This window comes from Pseudomonas sp. B21-017 (genome assembly GCF_024749245.1).
In the GTDB taxonomy this organism is placed as follows: Bacteria; Pseudomonadota; Gammaproteobacteria; order Pseudomonadales; family Pseudomonadaceae; genus Aquipseudomonas.
The window spans coordinates 2,559,041-2,576,043 of the sequence record NZ_CP087194.1 but is presented as its reverse complement, the minus strand read 5'-3'; the positions used below and the strand labels follow the sequence as shown (position 1 = coordinate 2,576,043).

At 60.0% G+C, this 17,003-nt stretch carries 22 protein-coding genes; 12 read left to right on the top strand and 10 right to left on the bottom strand.

All coding sequences use genetic code 11. The features are described 5' to 3' along the window. Positions 1-226: 226 nt before the first annotated feature. The 3 genes from LOY28_RS11750 to LOY28_RS11740 are packed head-to-tail and all read right to left on the bottom strand — an operon-like array spanning position 227 to position 1,849. The gene (locus LOY28_RS11750; RefSeq protein WP_028940889.1) at positions 227-484 is read right to left on the bottom strand and encodes a cytochrome C oxidase subunit IV family protein; all 258 of its coding nucleotides are present in this window, start codon (positions 482-484) and stop codon (positions 227-229) included. 11 nt (positions 485-495) lie between these two features. Beyond that, positions 496-1,083 (bottom strand): cytochrome c oxidase subunit 3, encoded by a 588-nt coding sequence (locus tag LOY28_RS11745; protein WP_018927785.1) that lies wholly within the window; start codon positions 1,081-1,083, stop codon positions 496-498. Next, positions 1,067-1,849, bottom strand: coding sequence for a CbbQ/NirQ/NorQ/GpvN family protein (locus tag LOY28_RS11740; protein ID WP_370695265.1), 783 nt, complete (start codon positions 1,847-1,849; stop codon positions 1,067-1,069). The genes LOY28_RS11745 and LOY28_RS11740 overlap by 17 nt, the downstream gene beginning before the upstream one ends. Positions 1,850-1,856: 7 nt before the next feature. On the opposite strand from LOY28_RS11740, the gene LOY28_RS11735 reads away from it, so the two are divergent. The 12 genes from LOY28_RS11735 (at position 1,857) to LOY28_RS11680 (ending at position 11,292) form a co-directional block, all read left to right on the top strand. Then, positions 1,857-2,075, top strand: coding sequence for a hypothetical protein (locus LOY28_RS11735; RefSeq protein WP_064617208.1), 219 nt, complete (start codon positions 1,857-1,859; stop codon positions 2,073-2,075). Then, the gene (locus LOY28_RS11730; RefSeq protein WP_408981038.1) at positions 2,059-3,750 is read left to right on the top strand and encodes a cytochrome D1 domain-containing protein; all 1,692 of its coding nucleotides are present in this window, start codon (positions 2,059-2,061) and stop codon (positions 3,748-3,750) included. The genes LOY28_RS11735 and LOY28_RS11730 overlap by 17 nt, the downstream gene beginning before the upstream one ends. A gap of 24 nt (positions 3,751-3,774) precedes the next feature. Continuing rightward, entirely contained in the window at positions 3,775-4,089 is a 315-nt protein-coding gene (locus LOY28_RS11725; protein WP_192351166.1) for a c-type cytochrome, read from the top strand. 15 nt (positions 4,090-4,104) lie between these two features. Then, positions 4,105-4,431: a cytochrome c gene (locus LOY28_RS11720; protein ID WP_018927781.1), complete on the top strand. Its 327-nt coding sequence runs from the start codon at positions 4,105-4,107 to the stop codon at positions 4,429-4,431. Next, the gene (locus LOY28_RS11715) at positions 4,428-5,606 is read left to right on the top strand and encodes a cytochrome D1 domain-containing protein (RefSeq protein WP_258613879.1); all 1,179 of its coding nucleotides are present in this window, start codon (positions 4,428-4,430) and stop codon (positions 5,604-5,606) included. The genes LOY28_RS11720 and LOY28_RS11715 overlap by 4 nt, the downstream gene beginning before the upstream one ends. Position 5,607: 1 nt before the next feature. Next, positions 5,608-6,066 (top strand): Lrp/AsnC family transcriptional regulator, encoded by a 459-nt coding sequence (locus LOY28_RS11710; protein WP_064617206.1) that lies wholly within the window; start codon positions 5,608-5,610, stop codon positions 6,064-6,066. Further along, the gene (locus LOY28_RS11705; RefSeq protein WP_258613878.1) at positions 6,063-6,578 is read left to right on the top strand and encodes an AsnC family protein; all 516 of its coding nucleotides are present in this window, start codon (positions 6,063-6,065) and stop codon (positions 6,576-6,578) included. Before LOY28_RS11710 ends, LOY28_RS11705 begins: the two co-directional genes overlap by 4 nt. Next, a complete protein-coding gene (locus tag LOY28_RS11700) occupies positions 6,571-7,014 on the top strand; it encodes an Lrp/AsnC family transcriptional regulator (protein ID WP_064617203.1) in 444 nt (147 codons plus the stop codon). Before LOY28_RS11705 ends, LOY28_RS11700 begins: the two co-directional genes overlap by 8 nt. Further along, positions 6,989-7,504, top strand: coding sequence for an Lrp/AsnC family transcriptional regulator (locus tag LOY28_RS11695; RefSeq protein WP_018927776.1), 516 nt, complete (start codon positions 6,989-6,991; stop codon positions 7,502-7,504). The genes LOY28_RS11700 and LOY28_RS11695 overlap by 26 nt, the downstream gene beginning before the upstream one ends. A gap of 212 nt (positions 7,505-7,716) precedes the next feature. Then, a complete protein-coding gene (gene nirJ / locus LOY28_RS11690) occupies positions 7,717-8,895 on the top strand; it encodes a heme d1 biosynthesis radical SAM protein NirJ (protein WP_258613877.1) in 1,179 nt (392 codons plus the stop codon). A gap of 70 nt (positions 8,896-8,965) precedes the next feature. Further along, a complete protein-coding gene (cobA, locus tag LOY28_RS11685; protein ID WP_018927774.1) occupies positions 8,966-9,802 on the top strand; it encodes a uroporphyrinogen-III C-methyltransferase in 837 nt (278 codons plus the stop codon). Beyond that, positions 9,799-11,292, top strand: a complete 1,494-nt coding sequence (locus LOY28_RS11680) for a cytochrome D1 domain-containing protein (protein WP_018927773.1) — start codon at positions 9,799-9,801, stop codon at positions 11,290-11,292. The genes cobA and LOY28_RS11680 overlap by 4 nt, the downstream gene beginning before the upstream one ends. 186 nt (positions 11,293-11,478) lie before the next feature. On the opposite strand, the gene LOY28_RS11675 is transcribed toward LOY28_RS11680, so the two are convergent. From LOY28_RS11675 to moaC, 7 genes are all read right to left on the bottom strand, one after another. Next, entirely contained in the window at positions 11,479-12,222 is a 744-nt protein-coding gene (locus LOY28_RS11675) for an SDR family NAD(P)-dependent oxidoreductase (RefSeq protein ID WP_018927772.1), read from the bottom strand. A 39-nt stretch (positions 12,223-12,261) separates the two neighbouring features. Further along, positions 12,262-13,650 carry an oxygen-independent coproporphyrinogen III oxidase gene (gene hemN / locus LOY28_RS11670; protein WP_018927771.1) on the bottom strand — a complete coding sequence of 463 codons (1,389 nt, stop codon included), beginning with the start codon at positions 13,648-13,650 and terminating at the stop codon, positions 12,262-12,264. Next, complete coding sequence (locus LOY28_RS11665; protein WP_026286546.1) at positions 13,634-15,019, bottom strand: coproporphyrinogen III oxidase; 1,386 nt, start codon at positions 15,017-15,019, stop codon at positions 13,634-13,636. The genes hemN and LOY28_RS11665 overlap by 17 nt, the downstream gene beginning before the upstream one ends. 119 nt (positions 15,020-15,138) lie before the next feature. Next, the gene (locus tag LOY28_RS11660) at positions 15,139-15,582 is read right to left on the bottom strand and encodes a CopD family copper resistance protein (RefSeq protein WP_018927767.1); all 444 of its coding nucleotides are present in this window, start codon (positions 15,580-15,582) and stop codon (positions 15,139-15,141) included. Positions 15,583-15,636: 54 nt separating this feature from the next. Beyond that, the gene (gene moaE / locus LOY28_RS11655; protein WP_018927766.1) at positions 15,637-16,083 is read right to left on the bottom strand and encodes a molybdopterin synthase catalytic subunit MoaE; all 447 of its coding nucleotides are present in this window, start codon (positions 16,081-16,083) and stop codon (positions 15,637-15,639) included. Between the two features lie 4 nt (positions 16,084-16,087). Beyond that, a complete protein-coding gene (locus LOY28_RS11650; RefSeq protein WP_018927765.1) occupies positions 16,088-16,333 on the bottom strand; it encodes a MoaD/ThiS family protein in 246 nt (81 codons plus the stop codon). Then, positions 16,330-16,803 (bottom strand): cyclic pyranopterin monophosphate synthase MoaC, encoded by a 474-nt coding sequence (gene moaC, locus LOY28_RS11645; RefSeq protein ID WP_026286545.1) that lies wholly within the window; start codon positions 16,801-16,803, stop codon positions 16,330-16,332. The genes LOY28_RS11650 and moaC overlap by 4 nt, the downstream gene beginning before the upstream one ends. Positions 16,804-17,003 lie beyond the last annotated feature (200 nt).

The window sequence follows — 17,003 nt, the reverse complement described above, 5'->3', positions numbered from 1 at the left end:
AGCGAGGGGGTAAAACCTGCTTGATGGCGATCAAGAAAGGCAGATGGTTTTGGTCGGGTAATACGCTTAAGTCGTACTCGGTCCATGTAGCAGCTGGCGCAGCCTGCGTTCGGCTGCGAAGCAGTCGTGAAATCAGCCACCGCGGTGTTTCAGATGGACCGAGGCGGTAGGATTTACGACTGCTGCGCAGCCGAACGCAGGCTTCGCCAGCTGCTACATGGATTGGTTAGCCGATCGACAGCAGCGTCAGCCCCACAACGGCCGCCAACACCAGCGCCCAGCTCACCATCAACCGGCGCCACAATCGCGGCGCATGGCGCATCTCCATGAAGCCATCGGTGATCAGCCAGGCCTTGCCAACCGCCACCAGCAAAATGGCAATGGACAACAGCCACGTCGCGCCGACTTGTGACAACACAACGGTGCACACGCTTAATGTGGCCAACGCTGCCCAGCAGACGAGCAACAACCTGGAAGCCGACATCAGAACCTCCGTCAATTCAGCACGTACACCAGCGGAAACAGCACGACCCAGATCAGATCGACCATGTGCCAATACAGCACGCCCGATTCAAACCCGCTGCGGTTGACGGCGTTGTACAGGCCTCGACGGCAGCGCTCAGCCAGCCATCCGAGAATGACCATGCCGAGCAATACATGGAGAAAATGAAAACCGGTGAGGATCCAGTAGAGGGTGAAAAACGTGTTGTGCTCCATGCCCAGCCCCGAGGCCAGCAAGTGCCGGTATTCGGTAAGTTTCAACACCACGTAGACGCTGCCGGCAAGCAACGCGGCCAGCAGAAGTACGGCGCCGTGGCGGGACCGGGAACGCCTGACCTGCTCCTGAGCCAGCGCGGCGAACAGCCCGGCGGTGAGCAGGCTCAGGGTCATCGCCAGGCCGGTAGAAGTGTTGAGCAATTGACGGCTTTCACCGAACAACTGCGGCTTGAGTGCCTGGGTCACGGCGAACGCCAGAATCAGGATGGCGAACACCGACAACTCGGCCAAAATGAAAAACCACATCGCCAGATCGCCCGGCAGGTGGCCACGCGCAACGCCCCTGGACTCAGCCGAAGTGGACATCAACCACGCCCATCAGCGCCGCAACCGTCAGCGGATCATCGCTCAGCGGCTCGGCCAGGCAAGCCATGCACGCTTCACGCGGGCTCATGCCGGAGCGGATCATTCGCGCAGTAAAAATCAGCAGCCGTGTCGAGGCGACTTCCTCAAGATCATGTTGATCCAGCCTTCGCAGGGCCTGCCCCAGCCTGACCACTTGCGCCGCCAGCGCGCTGTCCACCTGCGCTTCCCGGCTGACAATACGCTCTTCGTCGGCCACCGGCGGATAGCCGAAACGCATCGCCACGAAACGTTGTCGGGTGCTGGGTTTCATGCCTTTGAGCAGGTTCTGGTAGCCGGGGTTGTACGACACGACCAGCATGAATGAGGACGGCGCCTGCAACACTTCGCCGGTGCGCTCCAGGAACAACTCGCGACGATCATCGGCCAGTGGGTGCAGTACGACCACCGTGTCCTGCCGCGCCTCGACCACTTCGTCCAGATAACAAATGCCGCCTTCACGCACCGCGCGGGTCAGCGGCCCGTCCTGCCACCAGGTGCCTTGGGCGCCAATCAGATGACGGCCAATCAGGTCGGCGGCACTCAGGTCGTCATGGCACGCCACGGTGTACAGCGGCAGCTTCAGCCGATGGGCCATGTGCTGGACGAAACGGGTCTTGCCGCACCCCGTCGGGCCTTTGATCAGCACCGGCATGCCGTGTCGCCAGGCTTGCTCGAACAGCGCCTCCTCATTATTGAGCGGTTGATAGAAGGGTTCGCAAGACTGGATTCGGTCCATGGGCTGTCTGTTCCAAAAAGCGGATTCAAGCCACACGCTACGGGCGCCTGCGACAACCTGGCAAGTGACATGGCCGGCAAACTTGATCGCGGTCAAGCAAGCATTGGCCTGCTCGGGCATAGCCTTGCACGGCACTAAGAACCTGCGTTCTGCGCTGCCGTTCCAGCACATCGCAAAGGTCTTGCCTGAGGAGAAATGGAATGCTGATCAGCAATAGAAAAACGTTTGCTCTGACTGTCGCCACATTGTGGTCGGCGCTGGCCCTTGCGGTGACTCATGCGGCCCGGGCCGACGAGCCCGCTGCTGCTGCGGCCAGCCCGCTGATGGTCAAAACCGCCGGAGCGCCCGACATGAGTCAGGCCGAGTTCGACGCGTCCAAGGAAATCTACTTCCAGCGCTGCGCCGGCTGCCACGGCGTGCTGCGCAAAGGCGCCACGGGTAAACCACTGACGCCGGACATCACCCAGTCTCGCGGCCAACCGTATCTGGAAGCGTTGATTACCTTCGGTTCACCAGCGGGCATGCCGAACTGGGGAACATCGAATGCACTGACCAAGGATCAGATCACGGCCATGGCCAAGTTCATTCAGCACACACCGCCCACGCCACCGGAATGGGGCATGGCCGAGACGCTGAAAACCTGGAAAGTGCTGGTCAAGCCCGAGGATCGTCCGAAGAAGCAACTGAGCAAACTCAATCTGCCGAACCTGTTTTCGGTGACGTTACGCGATGACGGCAAGATTGCCCTGATCGACGGTGACAGCAAGAAAATCGTCAAGCTGATCGAGACCGGTTACGCGGTGCACATCTCGCGCATTTCTGCCTCCGGTCGCTACCTGCTGGTGATTGGTCGAGACGCCCGGATCGACATGATCGACCTGTGGCCGGTGGAGCCGACCAAGGTCGCCGAAGTCAAAGTGGGCATCGAGGCGCGCTCGGTGGAGACTTCCAAGTTCAAGGGTTACGAAGACAAATACACGGTCGCCGGCTCCTATTGGCCACCACAATTCACCATCATGGATGGTGAAACCCTGGAGCCAAAACAGATCGTCTCGACCCGCGGCATGACTGTCGACAAGCAGGAATATCACCCGGAACCCCGGGTCGCGGCGATCATCGCCTCCCACGAATGGCCGGAGTTCATCGTTAACGTCAAGGAAACCGGCAAGGTCATGCTGGTCAATTACCAGGACATCAAAAACCTCACCATCACCTACATCGATGCCGCCCCTTTCCTGCATGACGGCGGTTGGGACAGCACCCATCGCTACTTCATGACCGCCGCCAACAACTCCAACAAAGTCGCCGTGATCGACTCCAAGGATCGCAAGTTGGCCGCCCTGGTGGACGTCGGCAAAACCCCTCACCCGGGTCGTGGCGCCAACTTTGATCACCCTGTCTACGGCCCGGTCTGGGCCACCAGCCACCTGGGAGACGACGGTATCTCGCTGATCGGTACCGACCCGGCCAAACACCCGCAATACGCCTGGAAACAGGTCGCCTCGCTCAAGGGCCAGGGCGGCGGTTCGTTGTTCATCAAAACCCACCCCAACTCGCGCCACCTGTATGTCGACACCACCCTCAACCCGGACGCCAAGCTGAGCCAGTCGGTGGCGGTGTTCAACCTCGACAAACTCGACGCCGGCTACACCGTGCTGCCCATCGCCGAGTACGCCGGCATCAAGCAAGGCGCCATGCGGGTCGTGCAGCCGGAATACAACAAGGCTGGCGACGAGGTCTGGTTCTCCGTGTGGAGCGGCCAGTCGGACGAATCGGCGCTGGTGGTGATCGACGACAAAACCCTGAAGCTCAAAACAGTCATCAAGGACAAACGACTGATCACGCCCACGGGAAAATTCAACGTCTACAACACCCAACACGACATTTATTGAGCTCCATCAATGAAAGGAATCCTCATGAAAAATACCCTGCTTTCACTGATCGCCCTGACCGGCGCATTGAGCCTGCAACCGGTGGTGGCCCAAGACGCGCCGGAGCTGTTCAAGAGCAAACCCTGTGCAGCCTGCCATTCCATCGACACTAAATTAGTCGGCCCGGCACTCAAGGAAGTAGCCGCCCGGAACGCTGGCGTGGCCGGTGCCACGGACACCCTGGCCAACCACATCAAGAACGGTACGCAAGGCAACTGGGGCCCGATACCAATGCCGGCCAACCCGGTGACGGATGATGAAGCGAAGACACTTGCAACTTGGGTCCTGAGTCTCAAATAGCCAACGGAGGGCGCCATGATGGTTCATCGACACGCAGTGGTTCTGGCGGCCCTCCTCCTTTTTTGCGCGACCTCGGTTGCGGCGCCGAACGCCAAGCGTCAGGCCCAACTCGAGCACCTGCTGGCCCAGGATTGCGGCGCCTGCCATGGACTGCACATGACCGGCGGGCTGGGTCCCGACCTGACGCGCGCAACGCTGGCAGGCAAGTCCCGCGACAGCCTGATTGCCACCGTCACCCAAGGTCGCCCCGGCACCGCGATGCCCGGTTGGGCCCCGTTGCTCAGCCCGGACGACATTCGTTGGCTGGTTGATCTTCTTCTCCAGGGATATCCCGCACCATGATCCGTTCAACCCTGCTGTCAGCGGCGACCGGGCTGTTGTTGTCCGCCTGCGCTCAGTCACCCTTGCGTGGTACCGGCGATCTGGGCGTGGTGGTGGAGCGCACCTCCGGCAGCGTGCAAATCATCGAAAGCGATACCCGCACGGCACTGGCCCGACTCGAAGGCTTCGGCGATCTGTCCCATGCCTCGGTGGTGTTTTCCCGCGACCAGCGTTATGCCTATGTGTTCGGCCGCGACGGCGGGTTGAGCAAAATCGACCTGCTGACCCAACGCATCGACCATCGCGTCATCCAGGGCGGCAACAGCATCGGCGGCGCCATCAGTCAGGACGGCCAGTTGATCGCAGTCTCCAACTACGTGCCCGGCGGCGTGAAGGTGTTCGATGCCGTCACTCTGCAACAGGTGGCCGATATTCCCGCGACACCGCTCGCCGATGGCAGCAAACGCTCACGGGTGGTCGGCCTGGTCGACGCGCCCGGTCAGCGTTTTGTGTTCAGCCTGTTCGATACCGGCGAGATCTGGACCGCCGATTTCAGTCAGGGCAGCACGCCACGGATCAGCCGCTTCACCGGCATCGGCCAGCAACCCTACGACGCGCTGATTACCCCCGATGGTCGCTATTACATGGCTGGGCTGTTCGGCGAAGACGGCATGGCGCAACTCGACCTCTGGCACCCCGAGCGCGGGGTGCAGCGAGTGCTCGGTGATTACGGACGCGGCCAGGCGAAGTTGCCCGTCTACAAGATGCCGCATCTGGAGGGTTGGGCCGTTGCCGACAACCAGGCCTTCGTGCCCGCCGTCGGCCGTCATCAGGTGCTGGTGATGGATTCCCGCACGTGGCAGCAGACCGCTGCCATCCCGGTGGCCGGCCAACCGGTGTTCGTCACGTCGCGGCCGGACGGTCGGCAACTGTGGGTCAATTTCGCCTACCCGGACAACGATCGGGTCCAGGTCATCGACACCGAAACCCGTGCCGTAGTCGCCGATCTGCGACCGGGGCCGGCGGTGCTGCACATGGAATTCACCGCGCGCGGCGACCAGTTGTGGCTGTCGTTACGCGATGGCGATCAGGTTCAGGTCTGGGATCCGTACAGCCTGAAGCAGCTGAGCACCCTTCCCGCCACCGCGCCGAGCGGCATCTTCTTCAGCAGTCGCGCGCAGAAAATGGGCTATTGAAATGAACCTCGACCTGCTCAGCCGCCAACTTATCGACCGCTTCCAGCACGGCATGCCGTTGTGCCCGGAACCTTACAAGGAGATGGCCCGGATTCTCGGTTGCCGCGAGGCCCAGGTGATGGATTGTCTGGAAAAAATGGCTCAGGCCGGCCCCCTCTCACGCATCGGCCCGGTGTTCGAACACAGCCGCGCCGGGGCCAGCACCCTCGCCGCCTTCGCCGTGCCCGCCGAACGTCTGCAACAGGTCGCCGAGCGCGTCAGCCAGTATCCCGAGGTCAACCACAACTACGCACGGGAGCATTTCTACAACCTGTGGTTTGTGCTGACCGGGCCTGATCGCCCCCACATCGAACGTGTTCTCGAAGCACTTGAGAACGAAACCGGCCTTGTTCCGCTGGATCTGCCGATGTTGACCGCTTACCGCATCGACCTCGGTTTTGCCTTGGGAGAAGGCCCATGAAGACGGGATTGAGCCCCGAACAGACACAAGCCTTACGAAGGCACCTGGAAGACGGATTACCGCGTGTTTCGCGCCCCTATCAAACCCTCGCGGAACGGATAAACGCCGACGAAAACCAGGTGCTCGCGCAGATGCACCAGTGGCACGAACAAGGGCTGTTTCGCCGGGTCGGCCTGGTGCTCAACCATCGCGCACTGGGCTTTACCGCCAACGCCATGCTGGTGCTGGATGTTCCGGACGCGCTGATCGACGAAGTCGGCCAGCGCCTGGGGCGAGCGTCCGGTATCACCCTCTGCTATCAACGGCCACGGCGCCTGCCGCAGTGGCGCTACAACCTGTTCTGCATGGTTCACGGACGCCAACGCGCGCAGGTCGAGGCGCAGATCCAGGCGTTGCTGGAAGAACACTTGCTGAGTGACCTGCCCCATCAACTGCTGTTCAGCACCCATGCCTTCAAACAATGCGGCGGACGCTTTGTCGCCTCCTCAACGGGAACCAAGCCCCATGGATGATCTTGACCGTCGGTTGATCAACCGCTTGCAACTGGGCCTGCCACTGGTGCGTAACCCCTGGCAGGCGCTGGCCAGCGAACTGGACAGCAGCAGCCCTGAATTGCTCCACCGCCTCCACGAACTGCTCTGTGAAGGAATACTCACGCGCTTCGGTCCTATGTTCGACATCGAACGCCTCGGTGGCGCCTTCACCCTCGCGGCGCTGGCCGTGCCGGAAGAACGGTTCGAAGAGGTCGCCGAGCAACTGCATGCCCTGCCTGAAGTGGCGCACAACTATCGACGCGAACACGCCTGGAACATGTGGTTCGTGCTCGGCTGCGCGACCGAACAAGACGTCACCGAAACCTTGCAATACATCGAAACCCTGACCGGTTTGCCGCTGCTCAACTTGCCTAAAGAGGAGACTTACCATGTCGGTCTGTACTTCCCGGTCTGAAGACACACTGGCACACCGGCTGATTGAACTGACCCAGGCCGGCCTGCCGCTGCTGGACGACCCGTGGGCCTGGCTCGCCGAACAGCTGGACCTGAGCATCGAATCCACCCTGGATCTGCTCAAGCGCTTGCAGGCCGAGGGCGCGATCCGGCGCATCGCCGCCGTCCCCAACCACTATCGCCTGGGCTATCGCTACAACGGCATGACCGTTTGGGATGTGCGCGACACCGACATGCCGCGCCTCGGCGCGCTGATCGGCGCACAGCCTTTTGTCAGCCACTGTTATCGACGCCCGCGACGAACCGCGTGGCGCTACAACCTGTTCGCCATGGTGCACGGTCGCAGCCGCGAGGAAATCGACAGCTACCGCGAACACCTGCGCTACTTGCTGGGCGACGCCTGTGTCGCCGACGAGATGCTGGTGAGCAGTCGCATCCTGAAAAAAACCGGTGTGCGTTTAATGCCGCTCAGTTCAACGCATACCTTGTAGCAGCTGGCGAAGCCTGCGTTCGGCTGCGAAGCAGTCGTGAAATCAGGCGATACGGTGTTTCAGATAAACCTTGCACACAGGTTATACGACTGCTGCGTCCGATCGCGGCCCGAACCGAACGCAGCCTCGCAAGCTCGACAGCTGCTACGGGCATCAGGCTTGCGTTTGCTTATTGCTTCGCGCTGAACACACCCTGACTCAAGGAGAGTTGCATGTTGAGGATCAGCCAATACCTGCGTGCCCTGACCGGCCAGGTGCCCGCCCCCAGAACCAGCCCACCGGGCAGCAACCGGCCGCCGGTGGTGATCTGGAACCTGCTCAGGCGCTGCAACCTGACCTGCAAACACTGCTACGCCACGTCCGCCGACAGCGTCTTTCGCGACGAACTGGATACGCCCGCCGCGCTGACCGTGATCGACGATCTGCACGATGCCGGCGTGAAGGTATTGATTCTTTCCGGCGGTGAACCCCTGCTGCGTGACGATCTGTTTGTGCTCAGCGCCTATGCCCGCACAAAGGGTTTCTTTGTGGCTTTGTCCACCAACGGCACATTGATCGATGAGCAGAACATCGCGCAGATCCGCGCAGCGAATTTCGATTATGTCGGGATCAGCATCGACGGCCTGGAAGCCACCCATGACGCCTTCCGCCAATTGAAGGGCAGCTTCGCCAGTTCCATGCGGGCGATCCGGCTCTGTCGCGAACAGGGCATTCGCGTCGGTCTACGGACCACATTGACCCAGGAGAACCATGCGCAGCTGCCCCAACTGCTGGCGCTGATGCGCGAATACGACGTGCAAAAGTTTTATCTGTCGCACCTCAACTACAGCGGTCGCGGCAAACGAAGCCGCCAACTCGACGCCCGGCAGCAGATGAGCCGCGAGGCGATGACGCTGATCTTCAAACGGGCCTGGGAGGACATCCAGCACGGTCGCGACAGCGATTTTGTCAGCGGCAACAACGATGCCGACGCGATTCTCCTGCTGCAATGGGTAGGCCTGCATCTACCCGAGCATTACCGGCGCCTGGAACACATGCTCCGCGCCTGGGGCGGCAACGCCTCGGGCAGTGGCATCGCCAACATCGACAACACAGGCGAAGTGCACCCCGACACCTATTGGTGGCAGCACTCGGTGGGCAATGTCCGGCACACGCCGTTTCGCACGCTGTGGCTGGACCGCCCGGACGCCTTGTTGCAGCAACTGCGCGCGCATCCTCGGGCCATCGGTGGCCGCTGTGCTCAATGCCGCTGGCTAAGCATCTGCAACGGCAATACCCGCACCCGCGCCTGGGCCGAAGGTGATCTCTGGGGCCAGGACCCCGGATGCCACCTCAGCGATGAAGAAATCGGCATACCACCATTAACGACCATCCCTTGCGTCATGCACTGAAGCACCCGCCTGGCGAGCCATCTGACAAAGGATGGGGCCGGCCCACCTGATGAAGTACCAAGGACGTCCCATGCATCCATCGATTATTTTACCGGCTGCACTTGAGTCCCCGTTCAGACCGGGCGAAGTTGCCCTGGTCGGCGCTGGCCCCGGCGATCCACGCTTGCTGACCCTGCGCGCCTGGAGCCTGTTGATGCAAGCCGACGCCGTGGTTTACGACCGCCTGATCAGCCCCGAGCTGCTGGCATTGATCCCCCTCACCTGCGCCCGGCATTACGTCGGCAAGGCCAGCGGCTGCCACAGCCTGCCACAGGATCAGATCAACGAACTACTCGCCGACCTCGCCGATCTGGGGCAGCGTGTGGTCCGGCTCAAAGGTGGCGACCCGTTCATCTTCGGCCGTGGCGCCGAGGAACTGGAGTACCTGCTGCAACGCAACATTGACTGCCAGGTGGTCCCCGGCATTACTGCCGCCTCCGGGTGTAGCGCTTACGCTGGCATTCCACTGACCCATCGGGAGCTGGTCAACTCCTGTCGATTCATCACCGGGCACCTGCAGCACGATGGTGAGTTGCAATTACCCTGGAGCAGCCTCGTCGACAGCAGCCAGACCCTGGTGTTTTACATGGGGTTATCCAATCTCGGGATTATCGCCCAGCGCTTGATCGAAGCTGGAATGCCCGCCGAGACACCGGCGGCGCTGATCAGCAATGGCACGCGTCCCGACCAGCATGTTGCACGAGGCAGGCTGCACCAATTGCCGACCCTGGCGCGGGAATGCCCACCTGGCATTCCGACGCTTGCGGTGATCGGCAAAGTGGTCGATCTGTTCGCTGCCCAACAACAGGAATTCCCGGCGCGCTTTTACCCCGCAGCGCTGCAACGCCAGCGCAAGGTGGCGATATGAGGCGCATGGTGCTTGGCCCATTGTTATGGATCGGTGCGGCTCACGCCGGTGCAGCGACTCCGCCCTCCGACGTGGCCGCCAACCTCTACCAACAGCATTGCCAGAGCTGCCATGGCGCCAATCGTCTCGGCGGTACGGGACCGGCCTTGCTGCCGGAAAGCCTGAGCCGGATCAAACCCGACGAAATCCGCAGCGTGATCCAGGACGGTCGTCCCGCGAGTCAGATGAGCGGGTATGCCAACGTGTTCAACGCCACGCAGATCGACGCGTTGGTGGACTACCTCCAGCAACCACCCGCCACCCCACCCACCTGGAGCAACGATGACATTCGCGGCAGTCATTCGATTCTCGCCGATATCAACAAACTGCCCGACACACCCCAGCATCGCGCCGATCCCCTGAACCTGTTTGTGGTGGTGGAAGCCGGTGATCATCATATCGACATCCTCGACGGCGACCGCTTTGAAGTGCTGGCTCGGTTCGCTTCGCACTTTGCAGTGCATGGGGGGCCGAAGTTTTCGCCGGACGGACGCTTCGTCTACGTGGCTTCTCGCGATGGCTGGATCAGCCTGTATGACTTGCATAACCTGAAACTGATCGCCGAGGTCCGCGCCGGGCTCAACACCCGCAACCTCGCGGTGAGCAAGGACGGCCGATGGGTGCTGGTGGGCAACTACCTGCCTGGCAACCTGGTGGTGCTCGATGCCCGTGATCTGTCATTGGTCAAAACCATTCCGGCGATCGGCCAGGACGGTACCGCGTCACGGGTCAGCGCGGTCTACACCGCGCCGCCACGGGACAGCTTCATCGTAGCGCTCAAGGACGAGAAGGAAGTCTGGGAACTGCCCTGCACCGGCACACCGGATTTCGAACCGCGACGGATCCACGCCGAAGATATGCTGGACGACTTTTCCTTTTCACCGGACTACAAGCAACTGCTGGCCACGTCGCGCGCGGCCAAGGGCGGCCAGGTGATCGACCTCGACAGTGGCAAGGTGGTCACCGACATTCCACTGCCGGGCATGCCGCACCTGGGGTCCGGGACCTACTGGAAACGTAACGGTGAGTGGGTGTTCGCCACGCCGAACATCAGCAAGGGCCTGATCTCGGTCATCGACTTCAAGACCTGGAAACTGCTCAAGGAAATACCGACCCTGGGGCCGGGCTTCTTCATGCGCAGCCACGTCAACTCGCGGTATGCCTGGGCCGACGTGTTCTTCGGCCCCGACAACGATGCGATCCACCTGATCGACAAACAGACCCTGGAAATCGCCCACACCCTGCGCCCGATGCCCGGAAAGACCGCCGCCCACGTCGAATTCACCCGCGACGGTCGCTACCTGCTGCTGAGTATCTGGGCCACCGACGGTGCGCTGATCGTCTACGACAGCAACACCCTCAAAGAGATCAAACGCCTGCCGATGAACAAGCCGTCGGGTAAGTACAACGTGGGCAATAAAATCGAGTTTGCCGAGGGTACGTCGCACTAGATTTTGTGTCTGAACATCGAAATACACATTGCACTTGTGGCGAGGGAGCTTGCTCCCGCTGGGGCGCGAAGCGGCCCTAAAAGCAGTCACTGCGTACATTCAGATTAAACGCAGGTGCTGATTTTACGACTGCTACGCAGCCGAGCGGGAGCAAGCTCCCTCGCCACAGGGTTTGTGTTCACCTCTTCAGCTCAGGGTATAACCGTTATCGACTTTCCAGTCCTGACCATAAACACCCCGCGCGCCTTGAGACAGCTGAAAGACAATCACGTTGGCCACCGCAGACGCATCGAGGAAATGACCGGGCAGCAGACGTTTGCCGAGGGTGCCGGCAACGTCGTCGAGTTCCCCGTCGCTCAACCCCAGGTTGTCCCACATCGAGGTCGCGGTCGGCCCCGGGGAGACCAGATTGATGCGCACGTCATAACGCGCGAATTCCACCGCCAACGTGCGCGCCTGCGCCGCCAGCGCGGCCTTGCTGGCAATGCAGGCGGCCAGACCGGGAAAACTCGAGCCGGTCAGGAAGCTGCCGACAAACACCACCGAAGCCGGACTCGCCAACTCCCCGCGTAACGCCGCCAGGGTATTCAACGCCCCGGCGCCGTTGACCGCCCACTGACGCTGGAAGGCCGGCATGTCGAGGCTATCGGCCATTTCGGCGATACCCGCGTTGGGCACCAGATAATCCACCTGGCCCAGTGTCGATGCACGTTGGGCCAGCGCCTGCAGGTCATCCTGACAGGTCACGTCACCGGCACACCATTGCAGGCGCTCGCCATAGATCTGCTGCAAGGCCGGCAGTTCCCCGATTTTCCGTGACATCGCCAGCACCTTGACCCCGCGCGGCAACAGCGCCGCACACAGGGCCAGGCCTATCCCGGAACTGGCACCCGTGACCACCGCCAAACGATCCTGAAACTCGGTTCTCATCATTTCCTCCTGGCATCGCGGACGCCAGCACTGGGGACTTCAAACGGTACGTGAAAACCGGCCTTTTTGATCAGCGCCCAAATAGGCATCAAACGCCATCGCCGCGCTGCGCATCATCAAATGCCCGTGGGGCAACAACACCAACGCGTCTTTGTGAATCTGCAGCAAGCCATCGCGAACATGCTCGTCCAGTTGCATCAGCGCATCGGCAAAGTAATCGGTAAAGCAGATGTCATGACCCGCTTCAAACTTGCCGAAGTCGATCCGGCCGTGGCACATCAGATCGCTGATCACTTCACGGCGCAGACGATCATCGGCGCTCAACCGGTAACCCCGATGCACAGGCAACAAGCCTTGATCAATGCGGGCGTAGTACTGCGATAGCTCCTTGACGCTCTGGCTGTAGCTGTCGCCGACCTTGCCGATGGAGGACACCCCGAGACCGATCAAATCGCAGTCGGAATGGGTGGAATAACCCTGGAAATTGCGTTGCAACGTGCCATTGGCCCGGGCCAACGCCAACTCATCGTCCGGCAAGGCAAAATGGTCCATGCCGATATAGATATAACCGGCCTCAGTCAGACGACGGACAGTCAGTTCAAGCAATTCCAGTTTGCGCTCCGGTGGCGGCATGTCAGCCAAACGAATCAGCCGTTGCGCGCGCACCAGCTCCGGCAGATGGGCGTAGCTGTAGGCGGCAATCCGGTCCGGACGCAGCGCGATGATTTTGCCGAGGGTGACATCGAAGCTCTCCACGGTTTGCAATGGCAGGCCGTAAATCAGATCGACACTGATCGATTTGAATCGCGCTTGGCGCGCCGCAGCGACCAGCGCATGGATTTGCTCTTCACTTTGCTGCCGATTGACCGCTGCCTGCACGTCGGGATCGAAGTCCTGTACGCCAAAGCTCAAACGATTGAACCCCAACTGACGCAACAACTGGATCTGTTGCGTACTGATGGTGCGAGGGTCGACCTCGATGGAAAACTCATGGTCATCGCTGTCGTCCATGTCGAATGCCTGGTGCAGGCAGTCCATAAGGTCAGCCAGTTGTTCGCCGGTCAAATAGGTCGGCGTGCCACCTCCCAGGTGCAGTTGCGTGAGTTTGCGGGTGCGGTCGAACAAGGCAGCCTGCATCACGATTTCGCGCTTGAGGTACGTCAGGTACTCGACGGCGCGGTGGGTTTTCTGGGTAATGATTTTGTTGCAGGCGCAGTAGTAACAAAGGCTCTTGCAGAACGGGATGTGGATGTACACCGACAGCGATTTTGGCGTTGTCGCCTGGTTGCTGTCCGAGGCCGCACGCTGATAGTCATCGACGGCGAACGCCTGATGAAACTGCGGCGCGGTCGGGTAAGAGGTATAGCGCGGCCCCGGGAGGTCATACTTTTCGACCAGGGCACGATTGAAATCAAATGAAGTTGTCATGATCAATCCATTCGTAATGGGGTTCATGCCCCGCACCGTCCGAATCCTTTTCAAACAGGTTGCAGACGGCATCCACGTGCGGCCGACCGGCCGGAAGAATGCTGATGAAACGGTCAGACAGTTCAATCAACCCGTCACGGCTCAATTGCTCAAGCACAGGCCAGGCGGTGAAAAAGTACTGGCGAAAAATGACTCCATGACGCCTCTCGATTGCCTGGATATCCAGCTCCAGATCACACGCCAGGCGTTCCATGACCATGTGCCTGACCTGATCCCCTTCCTCACAGCGCCAGCCACGACTCGTCGGCAGTTGGTCCATGTCCAGTTGCTGCTGGTACCGTTCCAGTTCGTCGGTGTTTTGCGCATACAAACCGTCGATCTGACTGATAGCGCCCAAACCGAACCCGATATGGTCGCAATGCCCGTGACGGGTAAACCCCTCACAATTGCGACGTAATCGGCCGCGCTCCTGAGCAATCGCCAAATCGTCATCGGGCCGGACAAACTGCCCCAGGCCAATGTAGTGATAACCGGCGCCGATCAACTGTTCAAAGCAGATCCGGCGCATGGCGCCTTTATCTTCCTCGCTGCAAAACGCCCCGATTGTGTCTGCAGTCTTTGGCCGATAGCGTTGGGGTGGCCGGGCATAGTCAAACACCAGCAGCCGGTCCGGCTCCAGTTCGATGATGGTCGCCAGTTTCAGCGCAAAACTTTCTGGCGTCTGCCAGGTATGGCCATAACCCAGATCGACATTGATGGATCGATAGCCGAAGGTACGAGCGGCATCGATAAGCGAATGGATCGGTGCCGGATTCTGGTAGCAGGCCACCGACATCGCACGGTCGGCACCGATGTCCGGAACGCCGATGCTGACATGGTTGAACCCCAGGTCACGCAGCATGCCCATGGTCGACCAATCCGTATGGTGAAGGTCCACTTCTATGCTGTAGTCACCGCACTCATGTCCAAGAAAGTTGAATCGGCCACGAAGGTGATTCATCAGCCGTCTCAGTTGGGCGATGGCGGGTGTTCCGCCCCCCAGATGGAACTGCTCGACCCGCTGCCCGGCTCCCAGATGACAACCGACGAGGTCGATCTCATGTTGCAGACGCTGAAGATAGTGTTCGACACCACTGTGCTCGCATGAAGTTTCGCGAGGGGACCACAAGGCACGCTTGAGGTTAGAAGGCAGTTGCACGTTCAGCGACAGCGGACGGCACTTCTGACGGCTGACGCGCAATGCACGATGCAAATCCAGAGAGCCGATGCCGTCGTGAAATTTTTCAGTGTCGACATGGCCGTTGGGGTCGAGCACGCCTTGATCGCACCGGACGTTCAGCTCTCCAGGGCTGTGAAACGAATTGAGCATAACGGGTCTCCGAGACTGGCTGCGGACCGCCAGTGTCGGAGCCTGGCGACCCATGCTCCTTGATTTGCATCAAGCGCGAGCGAAGTGCTTGTCGCGCAACGGACACCAGGCAAGCCCAGTCACCACGTCAGGTAAAACATCCACTTGGCCAACAGCACAATGACAACCATGTGGCAGAACAGGCTGCCATGGATGAAATGCAGGTATCGAGCACTCATCCGGCCACTTTTGAACAAAAACATGGCGACCAGGAAATGCAGCAGTACGCTGACGGCCACCACGATTTTCAACATCAGCAACGTGCCAAACGATGAGGCCATTGGTGTGGCAAGGACCGGTAAATAGCGCAGCCAGACCATCCCCAACCCGGCACCGAACAACACCAGCAAGACCCATGGAATCAAGGTGCGTGCACGTCGACCGACACCCTGCTCGACCAGTAACATGACCTTGACCGGCAGTTGTTTGCGGATACTTTCAAGGAACAGGACTTCGAAGAATACCGTGCCGATGAAAATCATCGCGGCAAACAGGTGCAATGTCAGAAACAGCGGATAGAGCATGGGATTCTCGCTCTCAATACAGCTGAACACGTTCCACTCACCGCGAGGGAAACGTCACTCCCATCGTTGCGCCGCCTCGCGATCACTGTGGCGAGCCTCGACCCAATGGGAACTCTCGGCCACCTGTTCTTTCTTCCAGAATGGCGCTCGGGTTTTCAGGTAATCCATTACAAACGCACAGGCATCAAAAGCCGCTTGACGATGACTGCTGCTGACGCCGACAAAGACAATGGGGTCTCCCGGTTGCAGCGCGCCGATTCGATGGATCAGCACCAGTCCGAGCAACGGCCAGCGCTGTCGGGCTTCGTCGGCGATCTTGCCCAGGACCTTTTCGGTCATACCGGGGTAATGCTCAAGAAACATCCCGGCGACTTCTTGTCCGACGTTGGTGTCACGTACATACCCGACAAAACTCACCACGGCACCGACATTCAGGCTCAAAGCCTGCAGGGCATTGATTTCGGTGCCGGGTTCGAAGCGCTCTGTCTGCACTCGAATCATCGAATCACCCTCCCGTTACGGTTGGGAAAAAACCCACTTCATCACCGTCGATCAACGGCTCATCGAGCCCACACATGTCCTGATTGCGGGCACACATGAGGTTCTGTTCGGCCAGCACCTGCCAGACGCCAGACCGATGTATCAGGTGCTGACGCAACTGATCGACAGAAGTGAAATCACCTTCAATCGTTTCATCGTCAAGGCCAAGCGTTTCGCGGTACCGCGAGAAATACAAAACATTCAGCTTCATTGTTGCGGCGCCTGATACCAACCACTTTTACCACCCTGCTTCTCCAACAGCCGCACCGATTCGATACTCATGCCCCGGTCCACGGCCTTGCACATGTCATACAAGGTCAAGGCCGCCACACTGGCGGCGGTCAGTGCCTCCATCTCGACGCCGGTCTGTCCGGACAGCTTGCACCGAGAAACAATGCGTACGCGTTGGTCACCTTCAAAACTCAACTCAACGTTAACACTGCTCAGAAGCAGCGGATGACAGAGCGGAATCAACTCGCTCGTGCGTTTGGCCGCCTGAATGCCGGCGATCCGCGCTACCGCAAATACATCACCTTTAGGGTGAGCACCACTGGCAATCAGTTGTCGGGTCTCGGCAAGCATATGAACCCATGCCTCAGCCACGGCTTCTCGGGACGTCACGCATTTATCCGTAACATCGACCATTCGCACGCGTCCCAGTGAGTCGAGGTGAGTCAGCATCAATTCAGTCATGAGCAATAAGCCTTGCGCTACCAACAGTCGGTTTCAGCGCAGAATACAGCGCAGGCCGACACAGGCGGTTGACGTCAATCAAGTAATCCAGACAAGGCCATTCCTACAACCTTGCGTAAACCAGGATGTCGAGGACGGACCTGAAAAAAAATCTAATCTGGACCCGATTTCCAATGATCAAAATTAAT